Raw genomic sequence first — 20,421 nt, 5'->3', positions numbered from 1 at the left:
GTCAGGTGGGCATCAGGAAATGGCCTGTCGCCTGGGCGAAAAGCCGGGCGCGGTTGTCCTGCCAGGCCTCGACATGGACGCTGGCATAGCGCCGTCCCGAGCGGTTGACACGGGCCCGGGCATAGGCATCGCGCGGCAGGCCCGGACGCAGGTAATCGACCGTGAAATCGATGGTCTTGGGCAGGCGCGGCAGGGTCTCGGGGGTCAGCGTCGCGGCCTCCAGCCTGCCGCTTTCCAGATCGTCCCAGATCATCGCCCAGGACAGACCGACAATGGCCGTCAGCTCGAGAAAGGCCGCCGTCGCGCCGCCATGAAGCGCAGGCAGCGCCGGATTGCCGATCAGCGCCTCGTGAAACGCCATCACCCCGGTCAGCTCGTCGCCGCGGCGGTCGAAGGAGATCCCGAGGAAGCGCGCATAGGGCAGGCCCTCGACCAGCGCCGCCAGCGCCGCATCGCGCCGTTGCTTGACGATCTGGACGGGTTCGGGGGGACGGCGGCTCATGCGGCGCCCCCGTCGGCGGTGAAGGTCCCGGTCGCGGTCGCCACCGGATGGTCGCGGTCGTCATCGGTCGCGGTTGCGCGCACGAAGGCGACCGAGCGGGTCACGTGATAGCATTCGGCCCGCGCCACCAGTCGCTGGCCCGGGGTCGCGGCGCGCATGTAGTCGATCCGGAGCGAGATCGTCGCGGTCTGGCCCGGCCCCTCGGGATGGCTGATCACGGCGGTGCCGCCGCAGGTGTCGAGCAGAGCCGAAACCGCGCCGCCGGAAATCACGCCGCCATGCGGATCTCCGACCAGGCGCGAATCGTAGGGCATCGACAATTCGGCCCGGCCGTCGCCCAGCGCGTCGACCTGCATCGACAGCGCATGGGAATGCGGAATGGCCTCGATGAAGCGGCGCGCGACATCGGTTTTCAGATCGCTCATGCTGGTCTCCCTCTGCTCCGGTTATTGGGGCTGCCCCCGGTCCCTGCAAGCCGAAAATCAATGGCCCCGCAGCGATGCCCGCCCCGGTGGCGAACCGGGCGCTCTCCTGTCCGGATGCGGAGCGCCCGCGCTCTGTGCCGGCATAGGCAGGGGCTGGCCAGAACCGGTCGGGTGGGATCTGGCTCGGACCGAGCGGAACGGGTGTTCCGGTTTTCGGAACCCTGCGCACATGTTGACGCTACGGCAGGATATCCACCGGAGCAAAAGGCAAAAAAACAAGCCGGATGAGGCATATAACCGAATTGATCCGCGCCCCAGAAATGCCTTAGCTATTAGCACGGAAATAGCTGGTAGATTTGAGGCAATGTCGGATGATCGTCTGAATTTCAAAGAGATGTGTGCCAGGTTCGATGTGACGCCCCGCACATTGCGTTATTACGAATATATCGAGCTTCTGAGCCCGACAAAAAACGGACGGTCGCGTTTTTACGGCCCGCGCGAAGTGGCGCGCATGACGCTGATCCTCCGGGCCCGCCGTTTCGGCTTCAGCCTCGAGGAAATCCGGCAATGGCTGCTGATCTATGACGAACAGGGCAGCGAGGCGCAGATGGTGGCGCTGGTCGAGATGGCCGACCGCCAGCTCAAGGTGCTGCGCGATCAGCTTGTCCAGCTCGAAGCCTCGATCGAAGAGCTGCAGACCCTGAGAGACGCCGCCGCCACCGGCCGGGCATAAGCGGCAGGATGAGACCGTTCATCCCCTAGACAACTCGCGACGCGGCGTTACGTTTACGTAAACGTAAACAAGCCTTGAAACCTGTCGCAAAAACGCGCAGGACAAAGGTCTGTGTGACGTATCCGGACGACCAATGACCGACGAGTTGATGACCATTCGCCAGATGTGCGATGCTTTCGAGGTAACCGCGCGTACCCTGCGGTTCTACGAGTCCAAAGAGTTGATCTCTCCCCTGCGTGAGGGCCAGCGGCGGCTTTACGGCCGGCGCGACCGCGCGAGGCTAAAACTGATTCTGCGCGGCAAGCGCTTCGGCTTCAGCCTCGAGGAAATCCGGCAGATGCTGGATCTTTACGATCTTGACGACGGACAGGAGACCCAGTTCCGCCGCACCTGCGAGCTGGCCCGCGAAAGGCTGGCGGCGATGGAGCGGCAACGTATCGAACTGGACGATGCCATTTCGGAACTGAGACGCCAGCTTGCCTGGGGAGAGGCCAGGCTGGAGCATTTGGGAAAAAGGAAACCCGCCGCCGAGTGACAGATGCGGTTGGGATGACGTTCAAGGGAGGAGCGCATGCCGATCTACACCCCACCGACCGAGGATATGCAGTATCTGCTGCATGACGTGCTGAAGATCGGCGCGTCCGACATTCCCGGTTATGCCGAGCTCGACCGCGACTTCACCGGGGCGATCCTGGGCGAGGCCGGGAAGCTTGCCGCCGAGGTCCTGGCGCCGCTGAATGCGAGTGGAGACGCCGAGGGCTGCCAGCTGGAGAACGGCGTGGTGCGCACGCCCGAGGGCTTCAAGGCCGCCTATGACCAGATCTGCGCGGGCGGCTGGATCGGGCTCGACATGCCCGAAGAGGTCGGCGGGCAGAACATGCCCTATCTGATCAATTCGGCGGTGGGCGAGATGTTCGTCTCGGCCAATATGGCGCTGAACATGTATCAGGGGCTGAGCCACGGCGCGATGTCGGCGATCCTCGCCCATGGCTCGGACGAGCAGAAGGCCACCTATGTGCCCAGGATGGTCGCGGGCACCTGGTCGGGCACGATGAACCTGACCGAGCCGCAATGCGGCACCGATCTCGGCCTGATCCGGACCCGCGCCGAGCCGCAGGAGGACGGCAGCTACGCCATCACCGGCACCAAGATCTGGATCTCGGCGGGCGAGCACGATCTGACCGAGAACATCGTCCATCTGGTGCTGGCGCGGATCCCCGGCGGTCCCGAGGGCATCAAGGGCATCTCGCTCTTCATCGTGCCGAAATTCCTGCCCGACGAGAACGGCGCGCCGGGCCGGCGCAACGGCGTGGCCTGCGGCGGGCTGGAACAGAAGATGGGCATCCATGCCAATGCCACCTGCGTGATGAATTACGACGGGGCGACCGGCTTCCTCGTCGGCGAGGAACACAAGGGCATGCGCGCCATGTTCACGATGATGAACGAGGCCCGGCTGGGCGTGGGCCTTCAGGGCTATGCGCAAGGGGCGGTCGCCTATCAGAACGCGCTGGCCTTCGCGCAGGAACGGCTTCAGGGCCGGGCGCTGGGCGATGCCGCCAATCCGGACGGCCCGGCCGACCCGATCCTCGTCCACCCGGATGTGCGCCGCAACCTGATGGATCAGAAAAGCTTCGTCGAGGGCGCCCGGGCACTGACCTTCTGGGGCGCGCAGATGATCGACCGCGCCCACCGGATGCAGGATCCGGAGGCCGAGGCGATGATCTCGCTCCTGACCCCGGTCATCAAGGGCTTCCTGACCGACAAGGGCTTCGAGACCACGGTACTGGCGCAACAGACCTATGGCGGCACCGGCTTCACCCGCGCCGCGGGCGCCGAGCAATTCGTGCGCGATGCCCGCATCGCCATGATCTACGAAGGCACCAACGGGGTGCAGTCGCTCGATCTGGTCGGCCGCAAGCTCGGGCTGAATGGCGGCAAGGCGGTGATGGCCTTCTTCGATATGGTCAAGGCCTTCATCGCGGAACATGATGCCGATGCCGCGCTGAAGGAAGGCTTCCTCGACCCGCTGAAATCCGCCTCGAAGGATCTGCAGGCGGCCGCGACCTATTTCATGGCGGAAGGCATGAAGGCCCCGGCAAACGCGCTCGCCGGAAGCTACGACTTCATGCATCTCTTCGGCCATGTCTGCCTCGGGCTGATGTGGTCGAAAATGGCGGTGGCCTCGCGGGCTGCGCTGGCGGCAAAGGAAGGCAATGCCGCCTTCCACGAGGCGAAACTCGTGACCGGGCGCTATTACATGGCCCGGCAATTACCCGCCACGTCCCTACACCTCGCGCGTATCCGGAGCGGCGCAGAGCCGGTCATGGCCCTCGACGCGGCGAATTTCTGATCGGTGCGGCCTCAGGGCCGCCCGCCTCCGCCTCATCGGACCGGAAAGACATGCCGAAACGCCTGCGCCCCTGCTTGCGCCCCTGTCGGTGCGCCCTGCGCCGCCCCGGACGACCCTCCCGGACGGCGAATGTCGCGCCATGGGTATTTTTGCCAGGAAGAAGACAGGTGGGGACAGCCCTCCATCCCGACGGCGCCCCCGGGCGATCCCGGGGTGGAGGCGCGGAACGGAGGGCCTTCTCCCTGGGCGGTCATCGGCTCCCCAGCCTGTACCGCGCTCCGATCCTGCGCGCGGTAACGTTAATGCGGGGTTTCCGGGACCGAAGTCCGGGCCTTCTTCCTGGCACAAATACCCATGGCAGCACGGAGCGACCGGTCGACATGGCGAAACGACGCGAAACCGGCAGAAACAGGAAAGGCCTGGAATGACGATCAAGCTCTATTGCTTCGGCGAAAGCGGCAATGCCTACAAGGCGGCGCTGACCCTGACCCTCAGCGGGCTCGACTGGGAGCCGGTCTATGTCGATTTCTTCAATGGCGCCGCGCGGCGCCCCGATTTTCTGGCCCTGAACCCGATGGGCGAGGTGCCGGTCATGGTCGCCGGTGGCGAGACCTTCTCGCAATCAGGCACCATGCAGCTTTGGGCCGCCGAACAAAGCGGCCGGTTCGGCGGGCGCGATGCCGCCGAGAAGCGCGAGGTGCTGCGCTGGATGTTCTGGGACAATCACAAAATGTCGGGCCAGGCCGGCAGCCTGCGCTTCATGATGAACTTCCTGCCAGAAGAAAAACGACCGCAAGAGGCGATCCGCTGGCTGTCGGGCCGGGTGAAGGCCGCGTTGCAGACGCTCGAGCGGGTCTTGGAGGACCGCGGCTGGCTGGTGGGCGACGGCCCCACCATCGCCGATTTCGCCTGCTGCGGCTATCTGTTCTACCCCGAACCCTTCGGCTTCGATCGCAAGGTCTTTCCCGCCATCGACGCCTGGCTTGGCCGGATCGAGGCCCTGCCCGGCTGGAAGCACCCCTATGACATGATGCCCGGCTCGCCCGCCGACCGGGCCTGAAAGTTTGACGAGGAGGACATATGACAGACGCTTTCATCTACGACGCCGTCCGGACCCCGCGCGGCAAGGGCCGCAAGGATGGCAGCCTGCACGAGGTGACCTCGCTCCGGCTGTCGGCCGTGGTTCTCGACGCACTGAAGGACCGCAACGGGCTGGAGGGCCACGCCCTCGAGGACGTGATCTGGGGCAATGCGACCCAGGTCGGCGAACAGGGCGGCTGCCTTGCGCGCAGCGCGGTGCTGGCCTCGGGGCTCGATGAATCGATCCCGGGGCTTTCGATCAACCGCTTCTGCGCCAGCGGGCTCGAGGCCGTGAACCTCGCCGCCAACCAGGTGAAGGCCGGCGCGGGCCGGGCTTATATCGCGGGCGGGGTCGAGATGATGGGCCGGGTCGCCATGGGCAGCGACGGCGCCGCAATCGCGGTCGATCCCAGCCTTGCCATGAAGACCTATTTCGTGCCGCAAGGCATCTCGGCCGACATCATCGCGACCGAATACGGCTTTTCGCGCGACGATGTCGACGGGCTGGCGGTCGAGAGCCAGAAGCGCGCGGCGACCTCCTGGGAGGAGGACCGCTTTGCCCGCTCGATCGTGCCGGTGAAGGACGTGAACGGGCTGACCATCCTCGGGCGCGACGAATACATGCGCCCGGGCACCGACATGCAGACGCTGGGCGCGCTGAAACCCTCGTTCAGGGAGATGGGCGAGATGATGCCGGGCTTCGATCAGCTGGCGCTGATGAAATACCCGCATCTTGAACGGATCGAACATGTCCACCATGCGGGCAACTCGTCGGGCATCGTCGACGGCGCGGCCGGCATCCTGATCGGCGATGCCGAATTCGGCAAGGCGCATGGGCTGAAGCCCCGGGCCCGCATCAGGGCGACCTGCAAGATCGGCACCGATCCGACCATCATGCTGACCGGCCCCGTGCCCGCGACCGAGAAGATCCTGAAGGATGCCGGCATGCAGATTTCCGACATCGATCTCTTCGAGGTGAACGAGGCCTTCGCGGCCGTGGTGCTGCGCTTCATGCAGGCCTTCGATGTCGACCCGGCCGTGGTCAATCCCTGCGGCGGGGCCATCGCGCTGGGGCATCCGCTGGGCGCGACGGGGTCGATCATCCTCGGCACGCTGCTGGACGAGCTCGAGCGCAGCGGCAAGGGCACCGGGCTTGCCACGCTTTGCGTGGCCTCCGGCATGGGCGCCGCAACCATCATCGAACGGGTCTGAGGGAGGCGAGAATGGCCGAATTTCATTACAAGACCGACACGGACGGCATCGCGACCATCACCTGGGACGTGCCCGGCAAAAGCATGAACGTGCTCAGCCTGACCGGCATCGAGGAGCTGAACGCCCATATCGACAGCGCGCTTGCGGACGATGCCGTGACGGGCGTGGTCATCACCTCGGGCAAGAAGGATTTCGCGGGCGGGATGGACCTGAATATCATCGCCCGGATGAAACAGGAGGCGGGCGACGATCCGGCGCGCGGGCTTTTCGACGGCACCATGCGGCTGCACGGTCTCTTGCGGAAGATCGAGCGCGCGGGGATGGATGACAGGAACAAGGGCGGCAAGCCGATTGCCGCCGCCCTGCCCGGCACAGCACTCGGGATCGGGCTGGAACTGCCGCTGGCCTGTCACCGGATCTTCGCCGCCGACAATCCCAAGGCCAAGATCGGCCTGCCCGAGATCATGGTCGGCATCTTCCCGGGCGGCGGCGGCACCACGCGGCTGGTGCGCAAGCTGGGCGCCATGGGGGCCTCGTCCTTCCTGCTGGAAGGCAAGCTGTCCGACCCGAAGAAGGCGAAAGCCGCGGGGCTGATCGACGAGGTGGCCGAGGACCCGGTGGCGGCCGCCCGCGCCTGGGTCTTGTCCGAACCGAACATCGTCAAGCCCTGGGACGAGAGGGGCTACAAGATGCCGGGCGGTGCGCCCTATCACCCGGCGGGGTTCATGACCTTCCTCGGCGCCTCGGCCATGGTGCATGGCAAGACCAAGGGGGTCTACCCGGCCGCCAGGGCGCTGCTGTCGGCCGTCTACGAGGGCGCGCTGGTGCCCTTCGACACCGCGCTGAAGATCGAGGCGCGCTGGTTCACCCATGTGCTGATGAACCCGTCTTCCTCGGCAATGATCCGCTCGCTCTTCATCAACAAGGAGGCGCTGGAAAAGGGCGCGGTGCGGCCCGGGGGCGTACCCGACCAGTCGGTGAAAAAGCTCGGCATCCTCGGCGCGGGCATGATGGGCGCGGGCATCGCGCTGGTCTCGGCCCAGGCCGGGATCGAGGTGGTGCTGGTCGACCAGAGCCAGGAGGCCGCCGACCGTGGCCGCGCCTATACCGAATCCTACATGGACAAGGGCATCAAGCGCGGCAAGGCCAGCCCCGGGAAGAAGGCCGAGATCCTGAACCGCATCACCGCAACCACCGATTATGACGCGCTGAAAGGCGCCGATCTGATCGTCGAGGCGGTGTTCGAGGACCCGGGCATCAAGGCCGAGGTGACAAAGAAGGTGCAAGCCGTGGTGGACGAGAATTGCATTATTGCGACCAACACCTCGACGCTGCCGATCACCGATCTGGCCAGGGCCGCGGACCGGCCCGATGACTTCATCGGCATCCACTTCTTCAGCCCGGTCGAGAAGATGCTGCTGGTCGAGATCATCAAGGGCAAGGCCACGGGCGACCGGGCCGTGGCCAAGGCGCTCGATTTCGTGCGCCAGATCCGCAAGACCCCCATCGTGGTCAATGATGCACGCTTCTTCTACGCCAATCGCTGCATCATTCCCTATATCAACGAGGGCATCCGGATGGTGGCCGAGGGCGTCGCGCCCGCGCTGATCGAGAATGCGGCGAAACTGGTGGGCATGCCGCTGGGGCCGCTGCAACTCGTGGACGAGACCTCGATCGATCTGGGCGTGAAGATCGCCAAGGCCACGAAGGCCGCGATGGGCGAGGATTATCCCGATGGCGCCGTGGACGAGGTGATCTTCTGGCTGGCCGATGAGGGACGCGTGGGTCGGAAGGCCAGGGCAGGTTTCTATGCCTATGACGATGCGGGCAAGCGGACCGGGCTCTGGGACGGGCTTGCCGCCAAGTTCCCGCCCGCGGCGGATCAGCCGGACCTGCACGAGGTGCAGCACCGGTTGCTCTTCGCACAGGTGCTGGAAGCGGTGCGGGCGCTGGAGGAGGGCGTGTTGATGGACATCCGCGAAGGCGATGTCGGCGCGATCCTCGGCTGGGGCTTTGCGCCCTGGTCGGGCGGGCCTCTGTCCTGGCTCGACATGATCGGGCTGGGCCGGGCCGCCTCGCTGTGCGAGGATCTGGCCGCGCGGCATGGCAAGCGCTTCGCGCCGCCCGCCCTTCTGGAAGAGATGGCCGACAAGGGCGAGACCTTCTACGCCCGCTTCGCCCCCGACGCTCAGGCCGCGTGACGGAGCAGCGCGTCGAGCAGCGGAACGGTCCGAACCATGGGCAGCCGGGGCGGGATCGCCGCCCCGGCATGCGCGCCTTCCAGCGCTGCCACGATCCGCCGGGCCTCCTCCAGCCCGGGCGTGATGCCGCAACGGGGCGCCCCCGGACGAGGATCCTCGGGGCGGTCTGCCGCCCCGGCGCCCTCCGCCTGCCACGAGGGACACTGCACCAGTGCCGCCCCATTGACGCGAACGGTCCCGGGCGCATCGAAGGCAATCGAGACGACCCCGACCGCCTCCCCCGCAGGAGGCGCCACCCGCCGGATGCCCATCACGCCATCGAGCAGGCGCGCGGGCAGCAGCGCGAAGGGGGTGCCATGGATCTTCGCAGCGAGGGCGGATCCGATCAACACCCTCTGTTCGGGCAGCAATGTCAGCCTGCGCCTGTTGCCAAGCGTGCCGGCGGGCACCTCGAGCGGCCAGAGCGGCGGCGGACAGGCCGACGGCCCCTGCCAGAGATAGCCCCGCTCGATCCGGCGGACCGGTTGCGCCCCCCGCTCGACGGTCAACACGCAATCGCCCGGTTCCAGAAGCTCGACCGCACGGCACCCCGCCCCGGTCGCGACCCGCGTTCCCAGAGTGAAGCCGCGGACGAGACCGACCGGCAGCGGCGTTCCGACGCCGTTCCCGGCAGCCTCCGCCATCTCACCGACGGGGCGTGCACCGAGAAGGCTGATACTGAAGACCATCGCGATTGCCTCCCAGTTCCGGGCGGTCGCCGGATCAGGACCCTGCCCGGCGGCGCGGCGCGTTCAAGGCCGCGTCAGGCCGAAGACGCGGCGCGACCTGTTCTAGGCCAGAAACCAGACCCCATTTGGACGCGACAAGGTCGGCATTGCGGCAAGGGTGCGTCCCTCCCGCTGCGCGACAGCCGGCAAAAAAGCGCGGTCGAGGTCCACCGAGGGGACGAGCCCCCTTCCCTCCGGCGGATGCTCTGGCCAAGATCGGACCGGGAGCGCGTATCGAGCGAGGGAGGTGGGCCATGGGATGGCTGTCTGATGAAACCGGTCTGGAGAAATGTGCAGCGAATTATGTGCCGCTGACCCCATTGTCTTTTCTCAAGCGGGCGGTGCGGATCTTTCCCGACCGGACCGCGCTGGTCTATGGCAAGCGGCGCTACAGCTACCGGCAATATCATGACCGGATCACGCGTCTGGCCTCGGCACTGGCGGCGATGGGGGTGAAGCCCGGCGACGTGGTGGCGACGCTGTTGCCCAACGTGCCCGCCCAGGCCGAGGCGACCTGGGCCGTGCCCGCCTGCGGGGCGGTGCTCAACACCATCAACATCCGGCTCGACGCCAATACCGTCAGCTACATCCTCGACCATGGCGGGGCGAAGGTGCTGCTGGTCGACCCGCAATTCCTGCCGCTCGCGGCCGATGCGCTGGAGGATCTCGAGGGCGAGCGGCCGGTGATCATCGAGGTCGGCGACGATCCCGAGGGCGTGCATGATTTCGGCGATTTCCCGGAATACGAGGACGTCCTGGCCGGGGCCGATCCGGATTTCGACTGGATCATGCCCGAGGACGAATGGGAAAGCCTTGCGCTGAACTACACCTCGGGCACCACCGGGCGGCCCAAGGGCGTGGTCTATCACCATCGCGGCGCCTATCTGAACGCGATGGGCCAGATCGTGAGCTGGCGTCTGGTGATGCACCCGACCTACCTGACCATCGTGCCGCTGTTTCACTGCAACGGCTGGTGCCACACCTGGATGATCGCGGCGCTTGGCGGCACTGTCGTCTGTTGCCGCGACATCACCGCCCGCGCCATCTACGATGCCATCGCCGACGAGGGCGTGACCCATTTCGGCGGCGCCCCGATCGTGATGAACATGATCGTCAACGCGAAGGACGAGGAGCGGCGCGCGTTCGACCATTCGGTCGAGGTCTTCACCGCGGGCGCCCCGCCCGCCGCCGCGACGCTCGCCGCGATCGAGCCCCTGGGCTTCAACATCACCCATGTCTACGGGCTGACCGAAACCTATGGCCCGGCGACCGAATGCACCTGGCGGGCCGAGGAGTGGGACGCGCTCCCGACCGAGGAACGGGCCCGGCTGAAGGCCCGTCAGGGCGTGGCCATGCCCTTCATGGAAGAGGTGACCGTGCTCGATCCCAAGAGCCTCGAACAGGTGCCGATGGACGGACAGCATCAGGGCGAGATCATGTTCCGCGGCAATGGCGTGATGAAGGGCTATCTCAAGAACCCCCGCGCCACACGCGAGAGCTTCAAGGGCGGCTGGTTCCATTCGGGCGATCTGGCCCATCAGCACGAGGACGGCTATTTCGAGATCGCCGACCGGGCCAAGGATATCATCATCTCGGGCGGAGAGAATGTCAGCTCGGTCGAGATCGAGGGCGTGTTGATGCACCATCCCGACGTGCTGCTATGCGCGGTGGTGGCCAAGCCCGACGAGAAATGGGGCGAAGTGCCCTGCGCCTTCGTCGAACTCAAGGACGGCCACAAGGTCGATGCCGACACGCTGATCGCCTTCGCCCGCGAGCGGCTCGCGGGCTTCAAGACGCCCAAGCGCGTGGTGTTCCAGGACCTGCCCAAGACCTCGACCGGCAAGATCCAGAAATTCGAGCTGAGAAAGGTCGCCAGGGCGCTTTAGGCCCGCAGGCGCCTCTGCGCCGCAGCTTGCCGTTGTGACATTGTGGGCCGCGGCCGGGTGGGCTATCGTCCGGCCGCAAACCCCGCGCAAGCAGAAGGCCAGACCGGTCGCCCATGACGGCGCTCAAGAAATTCCAACGCCTCGAAAGCCCGGGCCTCTGGCGCGAAAGCCCCGAAGCCCAGCGGCGCGATGTGATCCTGTCCTTCGGCAACGCCTCGCTGGTGGTCTCGGACAGTGCCGAACGGGTGCTGACCCACTGGTCGCTGGCCGCGCTCGAACGGCTGAACCCGGGCCAGAGCCCCGCGCTGTATTCCCCCGGCGCCGACAGCGACGAAACGCTCGAGATCGAGGATGAGCTGATGGTCGATGCGCTCGAGACCGTGCGCAAGGCCATCGGCCGCACCCGGCCGCGCCCGGGGCGGCTGCGGATCTGGATCGTCGCGGCCACGGTCGCGGGCATCGCCGCGCTGGCGCTGTTCTGGCTGCCGGGTGCGCTGGTGCGCCAGACCGTGGCGGTCGCACCGCCCGAGATCCGCGCCGAGATCGGCCGCGCGGTGCTGGGCCACATGGCCCGCGCCGCCGGAACGCCCTGCGAGCGGGCGGGCGGGCAGCGCGCGCTCGACCGGCTGAGCGAGCGGCTCCTGCCCGGCAGCGGCAAGCGGGTGCGGGTCCTGCCGGGCGGGTTGCCCAGGGCGCTGCATCTGCCCGGCGGGCTGATCCTCCTGAACCGGGCGCTGGTCGAGGATCACGAGGACGTCGCCGCCGTGGCGGGCTTCATCCTGGCCGAGGATCTGCGCGCCACCCGCTCCGACCCGCTGGGAGACCTCCTGCGCGCGGCCGGGCCGCTGGCGACCTTCCGGCTGCTGACGACCGGCACCCTGCCCGAGGCGGCGCTGTCGGCCTATGCCCGCGAGGTGCTGATCGCCCCCGAGGCCCCCCTGCCCGAGGCAGAGTTGCTGGCCCGGTTCCGCGAGGCGGGCCTGCCCTCGACCCCCTATGCGCTGGCCCTCGATGTCACCGGCGAAAGCCAGCGCGGCCTGATCGAGGGCGACCCGCTGCGCGGACGCGAGACCGATCCGCCGATTTCGGATGGCGACTGGCTGCGGCTGCAGGCGATCTGCGGCGGGTGAGCCCCGCCCGGGCCGCGCCGGAATGGGCCGGAATGATCCGGAATGCCCGCCGGGATGGACTGTTCCCGCCAGCGGGCAGATCGGCCGATGGCCAGACGGCGGAAGACATCGTCCGAAGGCTGCGCCGGATCCGGCATTACGGTCTGGCATCGCGCGGCAGGGCCTTCGAGGACCAACGCAGGCCGCATGATCCCGCGATAGCGCAGGCGAGAGAAGACAGTCCGCGCCGAGAGGCGGCCTGCCCCTCGCGTCCGGAGGCCGTGCAGCGGCATTATGGAGCAGAGACCTGACCGCAGGCCTTTCGCGCTATCGCCCGGCGGGGAGGCGCGAAAGGTCCGGACGCACCGTCAGGCGATCCGCTCGATGCCCGGCCGGATCGCTTGCAGCGGCGGCGGCCACCCGCGGTCACAAAGCCCGGGAATGGCACGCCCCCTTCGCACCAAAATCCGCGCGCGGAGGACGGCCAGAAGCAGGAACCCCGCCTGTTTCGGGCCGGGCGATCCGGGAAGACCGGATGCAGCGAAAGCCGCGACGCCCGGTTCCGCAACGAATGGCTCAAGGGAAAGCTCTCACGTACGCCGCGCGCCCGGCACCCATCCCGTACGGATAATGCCTCGCCGCTTCCGCCCGCTCTGACAGCGCATCGCGCCGCAGGCCACGGTGGCCCGGGGGCCGGATCTCGACCGCGGGCAGCCCGGTCGGCGCCCCTCGGGCGGAGAGGGCCTCAGCGGCCGGTCGCGACCGGCGCGTAGCCCGCCCCGATCAGCGCACCGCGGGCCCGGCCCATGCTGTCGCGATCGCCGAAGGGCCCGGCGAAGATGATGGTCACCAGCGCGCCATCGGCCATCACCCGCCCCTGCCGCGCGGGCAGGCCCAGGCGGCGCAGATCGGCGACGGCCTCGGCGGCCGCATCGGATTCGGTAAAGGCCCCGACCTGGATATAGCGACGGCCCGAAGCGGAAGCGCCAGCCAACGGCGTCACGGCCGATACCGCCTTCCTCCGGCCCGGATCGACAAGGCGCTGCGGAACCTGCTCTGTCCAGACGCTCCGCATCTGGGCATCGCCCCATTCGGTGCGCGGCCCGCGCAGCGGATTGAGGCGATCGTCTTCCCAGACCTCGCGATAGCCAGGGGGCACCTGCAACGGCGCCACCCCGGCAGTGACCGGTTCGGCACGAAGCGCACCGTTGCCGCCCGCGCAAAGCGCAAGCGCGACGGTCGCGGCCTGACAATATCTCGGAAAGCCCATGTCGATCTCACCCGTTTGCAGGGAATGGTGCCACCGCCTCCGGAAGGAGTAAAGCCGGAACTCCGCTACCGCGTTCCGAACATCCTGTCGCCGGCATCGCCGAGCCCGGGCATGATATAGCCCTGCTCGTCCAGCCGCTCGTCGAGCGAGGCGGTCACGATCGGCACATCGGGATGGGCCTCCTTCATCCGGGCAACCCCTTCGGGGGCGGCCAGAAGGCACATGAAGCGGATGTCATTGGCCCCGGCCTGCTTCAGCAGATCGACCGCCGCGGCCGAGGAATTGCCGGTGGCCAGCATCGGGTCGACCACGATCACCAGCCGGTCCTTCAGATCCTGCGGCACCTTGAAGTAATACTGCACCGGCTGCAGGGTCTCTTCGTCGCGGTAGAGACCCACGAAGCCCACCCGCGCCGAGGGCACCAGTTCCAGCACCCCGTCCAGCAACCCGTTGCCCGCCCGCAGGATCGAGATCAGCGCCATCTTCTTGCCCGCCAGAACCGGCGCGTCCATCTCGCGAAGCGGGGTCTCGATCCGCCGCGTGGTCATTTCCAGCTCGCGGGTGATTTCATAGGCCAGAAGCTGGCTGATCTCGCGCAGAAGCTGCCGGAACCCGGCGGTCGATGTGGCCTTGTCCCGCATCAGCGTCAGCTTGTGTTGCACCAGCGGGTGGGTAACGACGGTCAGATGGTCATACATCGGCGGCCTCCAGGCGTGTCTTTAGCTTTGCGCGGGTCTCCGCATCGCAGAAGGCGGCGTCGAGCGCCACCCGGTTCATCGCGGCAAAATCGCTGTCTTCCCAGCCGAAGACCTCGGCCAGCCGGGCATATTCGCGCCGCATCGAGGTGTGGAAGAAGGGCGGATCGTCGGTCGAGACGGTCAGCTTGACGCCCGCGCGCCTGAGCCGCTCGACCGGATGCGCGGCCAGCGAGGGGTAAAGCCCCAGCGCCACGTTGGACCCGGGACAGATTTCCAGCACCGTGCCCGCCTCGACCAGATGATCGACGAGACCCGGATCCTCGATGGCGCGCACGCCATGGCCGATGCGGTCGACCCTGAGACCGGCCAGCGCCTCGCGCACCGAGGCCGGACCGCACCATTCGCCGGCATGCACGGTCAGCCCCAGCCCGGCCTCGCGGGCCATGTCGAAGGCATAGGCAAAATCGCGCGCCCGCCCGCGGCGCTCGTCGCCCGCCATGCCGAAGCCGACGACGAAATCGCCCGCGGTCTCGGCAGCGCAAAGCGCGGCCTCGCGCGCCCGCTCGGGGCCGAAATGGCGGATGCAGGTCACATTGGCGCGCAGCAGGATACCCTGGCCCTCGGCCCGTCCGGCCGCCTCGCGGATCGCCTCGAGATGTTCGACCCAGGCCGAGAGATCGCAGCCGCCGCAGAAATCGGGCGCGAGGAAGGTCTCGAGATAGATCACCCCCTCGGCCGCCGTCTCCTCGAGCACGGCCGCCGTCAGCCGGGCATAATCCTCGGGCGTCCTCAGCGCCGAGGACGCGGCCTCGTAGATGTCGAGAAACTGAAGGAAATCGCCGGTGACATAGCCGCCCCCGGCATCGAAAATGCGGGAAATGTCCAGGTTTCGCGCCCGGGCCATATCGCGGATCAGGGCCGGCGGCGCCGCGCCCTCCAGGTGGTGGTGCAATTCGATCTTGGGCAACTCGGTCACAGGAAACTCCGTCCGGGGCCTTGGGGGGAAACGCCCAGATGGGCGGCGATGCTGGCGGCGGTATCGGCGAAGGCGCGCAGGCCCAGCGCGCGCGTGCCGCGACCCGCGCCGATCACCGGCACCCGCTCGCGGGTATGGTCGGTGCCGCGCCAGGTCGGGTCATTGCCGTGATCGGCGGTGACCAGCACGAGATCGCCGGGCCGCATCCGCCCGAGGATGCGCGGCAGGGCGGCATCGAACCACTCCAGCGCCCGGGCATAGCCCGCAACATCGCGGCGGTGGCCGTAGAGGCTGTCGAATTCGACGAAATTGGCGAAGGTCAGGCTGCCCTCGGGGGCCGTGTCCATCAGATCGGCCCAATGCTCCATCAACTCGGCATCGGGACCGGTCCGGACCTCGTCGATGCCCCGCATCGAGAAGATGTCTCCGATCTTGCCGATGGCCTGCACCCGCCGCCCTTCGGCCTGCACCCAGTCGCACAACGTGGGGGCCGGCGGGGCCATTGCATAATCGTGGCGGTGGGCAGTCCGGGTGAAGCCCGCCGCGGCGCTGCCGATGAAGGGGCGCGCGATGACCCGGCCGATCCGCATCGCATGGAGCCGGGGGGCGATCGCCGCGCAGAGCGCCAGCAGCCGGTCGCGCCCGAAGCGTTCCTCATGGGCCGCGATCTGCAAGACGCTGTCGGAGGAGGTATAGAGAATCGGCCAGCCCGTCCGCATATGCTCGGCGCCGAGCCGCTCGAGGATCTCGGTGCCCGAGGCGTGGCAATTGCCGAGCGTACCCCCGGTGCCCGCAAGCCGGCGGATCTCGGCCAGAAGATCCTCGGGAAAGGCAGGGATCTCGCGCGGGAAATAGCTCCAGTCCCAGGGCAGCGGCACCCCGGCCAGTTCCCAGTGGCCCGAGGGCGTGTCCTTGCCGCGCGACAGCTCGGTCGCCGCGCCCCAGAGCCCCTGCGGCCGGGCGCCAAGCCCCGGCGCAGCCTCGCCAGAGGCCAGACGGATCGCGGCGCCAAGGCCCAACGTGTCGAGATTGTGCAATTTCAGCGGGCCGGACCGGCCGGTCTCGGCGCGGCCTTCGGCACAGGCCCGTGCGATATGGACAAGCGTATTGGCGCCGGTATCGGGCAGACCGTCATTGAAGAACTCCGCCGCATCGGGCGCGCCGCCGCAGCCGACCGAATCCATCACCACCAGGAAGGCCCGCGTCATCGCAGGACCCTCTGATGCACCAGAGGCGGGATATCGGGCATCTCGTCGCCCATCCGGAACGCCGCGCGCACCCCGGCCTGAACCGCCTCGGCATCGGCCTCGCTGGCGGCATGGACGATGGCCAGCGGCTCGCCCGGCGCGATCCGGTCGCCCAGCGCCGCCATCTCGGCCAGCCCCACCGCCGGATTGATCCGGTCGCCCTCGCGCCGCCGCCCGCCGCCAAGCGCCACCACCGCACGCCCCAGCGCCGCGCCGTCGATTTCCTGAACGATGCCGGCATCGGCGGCCGTGACCTCGTAGAGGACGGGCGCGGCCGGCAGCCGGTCGGGCCAGCGCTCGATGAAATCGGCCGGGCCGCCGAGCTCGGCGACCATCTCGCCGAATTTGAGCACCGCATCGCCCGTCTCGATCGCCCGGCCGATACGCTGCGCGCCATCGGCGGCATCCGCGGCCAACCCACCCAGCGCCAGCACCTCGCCGCCAAGCGCGCAGGTCAGATCCCAGAGCGCGGGCGTGACGCCGGTCCCGGTCAGGGTCTCCATCACCTCGATCACCTCGAGCGCATTGCCCGCCGCGCCCACCAGCGGCTGGGACATGTCGGTGATCAGCGCGGCCGTCATGCAGCCCGCCCCCTGGGCGGTCGCGACCAGCGCGCGGGCAAGATCCTCGGCCTCTTCCATGTCCTTCATGAAGGCCCCCGAGCCGACCTTGACGTCGAGCACCAGCGCCTCGAGCCCGGCGGCCAGCTTCTTCGACAGGATCGAGGCGGTGATCAGGTCGATGCTCTCGACCGTGCCCGAGACATCGCGGACCGCGTAAAGCCTGCGGTCGGCGGGGGCGATATCCTCCGAGGCGCCGACGATGGCGCAACCGACCTGGGCGGTCACCGATTTCAGCGCGGCGACCGGGACCTCGCCGCGATAGCCGGGAATCGATTCGAGCTTGTCGAGCGTGCCGCCGGTATGACCGAGCCCCCGCCCCGAGATCATCGGCACGAACGCCCCGCAGGCCGCCAGCGCGGGCGCCAGCACCAGCGAGACGCAATCGCCGATACCGCCGGTGGAATGCTTGTCGAGCACCGGGCCCGGCAGGTCCCAGTCGAGCACCTTGCCGCTGTCGCGCATCGCCCGCGTCAGCCCGACCCGCTCGGGGTCGGTCAGCCCGTTCAGGAGCACCGCCATGGCGAAGGCCCCGGCCTGGGCATCGGTGACCGCGCCGGAAGCGAGGCCGTCGGCGAACCAGCGCAGCTGCTCTTCGGTCAGGGTTTCGTCATCGCGGACCCGCGCGATGATGCTGCGGGCATCCATCTCAGCGGCCCATATGCGCGGGCGTGAAGGCGCCGGGCAAGAGCTCGGCCATGGTGACATGCCTGGTGGCGCCGCCGGTGGTGGCCAGCGTCACCGGAACCCCGGGCGCGGCGAATTCGGCCAGTTTCTGGCGGCAGCCGCCGCAGGGCGGCACCGGATCGGGACTGTCGGCGATGACCACGACCTCGCGGATCTCGCGACAGCCCGCGGCCACCATGGCGGCAATCGCGCCGGCCTCGGCGCAGGTGCCCTGGGGATAGGCCACATTCTCGACATTGCAGCCGACATGGATCCGCCCGTCCGCCCCCAGCAGTGCCGCCCCGACCCTGAAGCGCGAATAGGGGGCATAGGCGTTTTCGCGCACCGCGCGGGCAGCGGTCAGTAGCGGCATCGGATCCTCCGTTTCGAGGACAATCTGCGGTGCCGCCGCGACCGATGCAAGCCCGCCCGGAATCGCGACGATTCAGCGCGCCTGGCAGGCGATTGCGCTAACATTCGCAGATGGAAGAGTTTCTATCTTGCGCAACTCAAAGTCGGTGCGTAACAGAATTGCGCCAGCTACGCGGAGGGAAGGAAAGTCATGTCATATGCCGAGGTCTACGAGCACTGGAAAACGGACCCCGACGGCTTCTGGATGGAAGCCGCGGAGGCGATCGACTGGGTGGAAAAGCCCTCCAAGGCGCTGTTCGACGAGAATGCCCCGAATTACGAATGGTTCAGCGACGGCATGGTGAACACCTGCTGGAACGCGGTCGACCGCCATGTCGAGCAGGGCCGCGGCGAGCAGGTCGCGATCATCTATGACAGCCCGATCACCCATACCAAGCGCGAGATCACCTATGTGGAACTGCGCAACCGCGTGGCGACGCTGGCGGGGGCTCTGCGCGACAAGGGCGTGACCAAGGGCGACCGGGTCATCATCTACATGCCGATGATCGTCGAGGCGCTGGAGGCGATGCTGGCCTGCGCGCGGCTGGGTGCGGTGCATTCGGTGGTGTTCGGCGGCTTTGCCGCGCATGAGCTGGCGGTGCGGATCGACGATGCCAAGCCGAAATGCATCATGGCCGCCTCCTGCGGGATCGAGCCGGGCCGCCTGGTCCACTACAAGCCCCTGCTGGACGGCGCCATCGAGCAGGCCAAGCACAAGCCCGAATTCTGCGTGATCTACCAGCGCGAACAGGAAGTGGCGCAGCTGACCGAGGGCCGCGACGTGAACTGGCACGGTTTCCAGTACGGCGTGCGGCCAGCCGAATGCGTGCCGGTCGAGGGCAACCACCCCGCCTATATCCTGTATACCTCGGGCACCACCGGCCAGCCCAAGGGCGTGGTCCGTCCGACCGGCGGCCATCTGGTGGCGCTGAACTGGACGATGAAGAACATCTACAACCTCGATCCCGGCGACGTGTTCTGGGCCGCCTCGGATGTGGGCTGGGTCGTGGGCCACAGCTATATCTGCTATGCCCCGCTGATCCACGGCAACACCACCATCGTCTTCGAGGGCAAGCCCGTGGGCACCCCCGATGCCGGCGTGTTCTGGCGGGTGATCTCGGAACACAAGGTGAAAAGCTTCTTCACCGCGCCAACCGCCTTCCGCGCCATCAAGCGCGAGGATCCGAACGGCGAATTCCTCAACAAATACGACCTGACCGGGCTGAAGGCGCTGTATCTCGCGGGCGAGCGCGCCGATCCGGACACCATCAAATGGGCGCAGCGGATGCTGGGCGTGCCGGTGATCGACCATTGGTGGCAGACCGAAACCGGCTGGGCCATCGCGGGCAACCCGCTGGGGATCGAGAAGCTGCCGGTGAAGGTCGGCTCGCCCTCGGTGCCGATGCCGGGCTATGACATCCACATCCTCGACGAGGGCGGTCATGAGGTCGGCCCGGGCACCTTGGGCGCCATCGCGGTCAAGCTGCCGCTGCCTCCGGGCACGCTGCCCACGCTGTGGAACGCGCATGAGCGGTTCGAGAAATCCTACCTGACCCATTTCCCCGGCTATTACGAGACGGGCGATGCGGGCTACAAGGACGAGGACGGCTATCTCTACATCATGGCGCGGACCGATGACGTCATCAACGTCGCCGGGCACCGGCTCTCGACCGGCGCGATGGAAGAGGTGCTGGCCAGCCATCCCGACGTCGCCGAATGCGCGGTGATCGGCGTGGCCGACGAGCTGAAGGGGCAGTTGCCGATGGGCTTTCTCTGCCTCAATGCGGGCTGCAGCCGCGATCACGGCGAGATCCTCCGCGAATGCGTCACGCTGGTGCGCAACCAGATCGGCCCGGTCGCTGCCTTCAAGCTGGCCTGCATCGTCGACCGCCTGCCCAAGACCCGGTCGGGCAAGATCCTGCGCGGCACCATGTCCAAGATCGCCGACGGGATGGATTTCAAGATGCCCGCGACCATCGACGACCCCGCGATCCTCGACGAGATCGCCGATGCGGTAAAGCGGCTGGGCTATCCGCAGGCGGCCTGAGCCCCCGCATCCCCCTGCCTCAGGGGCCCCGCATCGGGCCCCTGAGCGGAAAAAAAACCGAAAACCGGGGCCGGCGCATGGACAACCTTGCGTCGGCTCTCGTATTTTTTACCATTACTGCAGGTTTTTTCCGCGATACCGCGTAAACCAACCAATAGACAGGTTGGTATGCGGTCTCATGCGGGATAATAAGATAGAAATGCAACTCATGCGAGTGCAGC

General features: G+C 67.6%; 18 protein-coding genes. 9 read left to right on the top strand and 9 right to left on the bottom strand.

All coding sequences use genetic code 11. The annotated features are described in order from the left end of the window. Nucleotide 1: 1 nt before the first annotated feature. Together ACK8CO_RS16135 and ACK8CO_RS16130 are read right to left on the bottom strand one after the other, a co-directional pair. Complete coding sequence (locus ACK8CO_RS16135) at nt 2-502, bottom strand: PaaI family thioesterase (RefSeq protein WP_414897289.1); 501 nt, start codon at nt 500-502, stop codon at nt 2-4. Next, nucleotides 499-927 (bottom strand): PaaI family thioesterase, encoded by a 429-nt coding sequence (locus tag ACK8CO_RS16130; protein ID WP_080616912.1) that lies wholly within the window; start codon nt 925-927, stop codon nt 499-501. The genes ACK8CO_RS16135 and ACK8CO_RS16130 overlap by 4 nt, the downstream gene beginning before the upstream one ends. A 364-nt stretch (nt 928-1,291) precedes the next feature. Between ACK8CO_RS16130 and ACK8CO_RS16125 the strand changes: the two genes are divergently transcribed. From ACK8CO_RS16125 to ACK8CO_RS16100, 6 genes are all read left to right on the top strand, one after another. Beyond that, on the top strand, nt 1,292-1,660 hold the full coding sequence (locus ACK8CO_RS16125) for a MerR family transcriptional regulator (RefSeq protein ID WP_414897288.1): 369 nt from the start codon (nt 1,292-1,294) through the stop codon (nt 1,658-1,660). A 133-nt stretch (nt 1,661-1,793) separates the two neighbouring features. After that, nucleotides 1,794-2,195: a MerR family transcriptional regulator gene (locus ACK8CO_RS16120; protein ID WP_080616914.1), complete on the top strand. Its 402-nt coding sequence runs from the start codon at nt 1,794-1,796 to the stop codon at nt 2,193-2,195. Between the two features lie 36 nt (nt 2,196-2,231). Then, nucleotides 2,232-4,010 (top strand): acyl-CoA dehydrogenase C-terminal domain-containing protein, encoded by a 1,779-nt coding sequence (locus ACK8CO_RS16115; RefSeq protein ID WP_414897287.1) that lies wholly within the window; start codon nt 2,232-2,234, stop codon nt 4,008-4,010. A gap of 424 nt (nt 4,011-4,434) precedes the next feature. Continuing rightward, on the top strand, nt 4,435-5,070 hold the full coding sequence (locus ACK8CO_RS16110) for a glutathione S-transferase family protein (protein WP_080616916.1): 636 nt from the start codon (nt 4,435-4,437) through the stop codon (nt 5,068-5,070). 20 nt (nt 5,071-5,090) lie between these two features. Next, nucleotides 5,091-6,302, top strand: coding sequence for an acetyl-CoA C-acetyltransferase (locus ACK8CO_RS16105; protein ID WP_414897286.1), 1,212 nt, complete (start codon nt 5,091-5,093; stop codon nt 6,300-6,302). A gap of 11 nt (nt 6,303-6,313) precedes the next feature. Next, entirely contained in the window at nt 6,314-8,503 is a 2,190-nt protein-coding gene (locus tag ACK8CO_RS16100; RefSeq protein ID WP_414897285.1) for a 3-hydroxyacyl-CoA dehydrogenase NAD-binding domain-containing protein, read from the top strand. Here the strand turns inward: ACK8CO_RS16100 and ACK8CO_RS16095 are convergent. Next, complete coding sequence (locus ACK8CO_RS16095) at nt 8,491-9,231, bottom strand: Hint domain-containing protein (protein WP_414897284.1); 741 nt, start codon at nt 9,229-9,231, stop codon at nt 8,491-8,493. The two genes, ACK8CO_RS16100 and ACK8CO_RS16095, sit on opposite strands and share 13 nt — an antisense overlap. Nucleotides 9,232-9,524: 293 nt before the next feature. Between ACK8CO_RS16095 and ACK8CO_RS16090 the strand changes: the two genes are divergently transcribed. Then, nucleotides 9,525-11,156, top strand: a complete 1,632-nt coding sequence (locus ACK8CO_RS16090; protein ID WP_414897283.1) for a long-chain-fatty-acid--CoA ligase — start codon at nt 9,525-9,527, stop codon at nt 11,154-11,156. Nucleotides 11,157-11,269: 113 nt separating this feature from the next. Then, nucleotides 11,270-12,286: a hypothetical protein gene (locus ACK8CO_RS16085; RefSeq protein WP_080616921.1), complete on the top strand. Its 1,017-nt coding sequence runs from the start codon at nt 11,270-11,272 to the stop codon at nt 12,284-12,286. A gap of 724 nt (nt 12,287-13,010) precedes the next feature. Here ACK8CO_RS16085 and ACK8CO_RS16080 read toward each other — a convergent pair. From ACK8CO_RS16080 to ACK8CO_RS16055, 6 genes are all read right to left on the bottom strand, one after another. Continuing rightward, complete coding sequence (locus tag ACK8CO_RS16080) at nt 13,011-13,535, bottom strand: SPOR domain-containing protein (RefSeq protein ID WP_414897282.1); 525 nt, start codon at nt 13,533-13,535, stop codon at nt 13,011-13,013. A gap of 65 nt (nt 13,536-13,600) precedes the next feature. Further along, a complete protein-coding gene (gene upp / locus ACK8CO_RS16075) occupies nt 13,601-14,233 on the bottom strand; it encodes a uracil phosphoribosyltransferase (protein ID WP_075782631.1) in 633 nt (210 codons plus the stop codon). After that, nucleotides 14,226-15,209: an adenosine deaminase gene (locus tag ACK8CO_RS16070; protein WP_080616923.1), complete on the bottom strand. Its 984-nt coding sequence runs from the start codon at nt 15,207-15,209 to the stop codon at nt 14,226-14,228. Before ACK8CO_RS16070 ends, upp begins: the two co-directional genes overlap by 8 nt. Then, nucleotides 15,206-16,417, bottom strand: a complete 1,212-nt coding sequence (locus tag ACK8CO_RS16065) for a phosphopentomutase (RefSeq protein WP_414897281.1) — start codon at nt 16,415-16,417, stop codon at nt 15,206-15,208. Before ACK8CO_RS16065 ends, ACK8CO_RS16070 begins: the two co-directional genes overlap by 4 nt. Beyond that, nucleotides 16,414-17,724, bottom strand: coding sequence for a thymidine phosphorylase (locus ACK8CO_RS16060; RefSeq protein WP_080616925.1), 1,311 nt, complete (start codon nt 17,722-17,724; stop codon nt 16,414-16,416). Before ACK8CO_RS16060 ends, ACK8CO_RS16065 begins: the two co-directional genes overlap by 4 nt. Before the next feature lies 1 nt (nt 17,725). Further along, nucleotides 17,726-18,115, bottom strand: a complete 390-nt coding sequence (locus tag ACK8CO_RS16055; RefSeq protein ID WP_080616926.1) for a cytidine deaminase — start codon at nt 18,113-18,115, stop codon at nt 17,726-17,728. Between the two features lie 189 nt (nt 18,116-18,304). Between ACK8CO_RS16055 and prpE the strand changes: the two genes are divergently transcribed. Continuing rightward, the gene (prpE, locus tag ACK8CO_RS16050; protein WP_414897280.1) at nt 18,305-20,200 is read left to right on the top strand and encodes a propionate-CoA ligase PrpE; all 1,896 of its coding nucleotides are present in this window, start codon (nt 18,305-18,307) and stop codon (nt 20,198-20,200) included. Nucleotides 20,201-20,421: the final 221 nt, after the last annotated feature.

Source organism: Rhodovulum sp. HP10, assembly GCF_047553435.1.
In the GTDB taxonomy this organism is placed as follows: Bacteria; Pseudomonadota; Alphaproteobacteria; order Rhodobacterales; family Rhodobacteraceae; genus Rhodovulum.
Note: the sequence above shows the minus strand (reverse complement) of the source record. Positions and strands in the feature narration are given on the sequence as shown.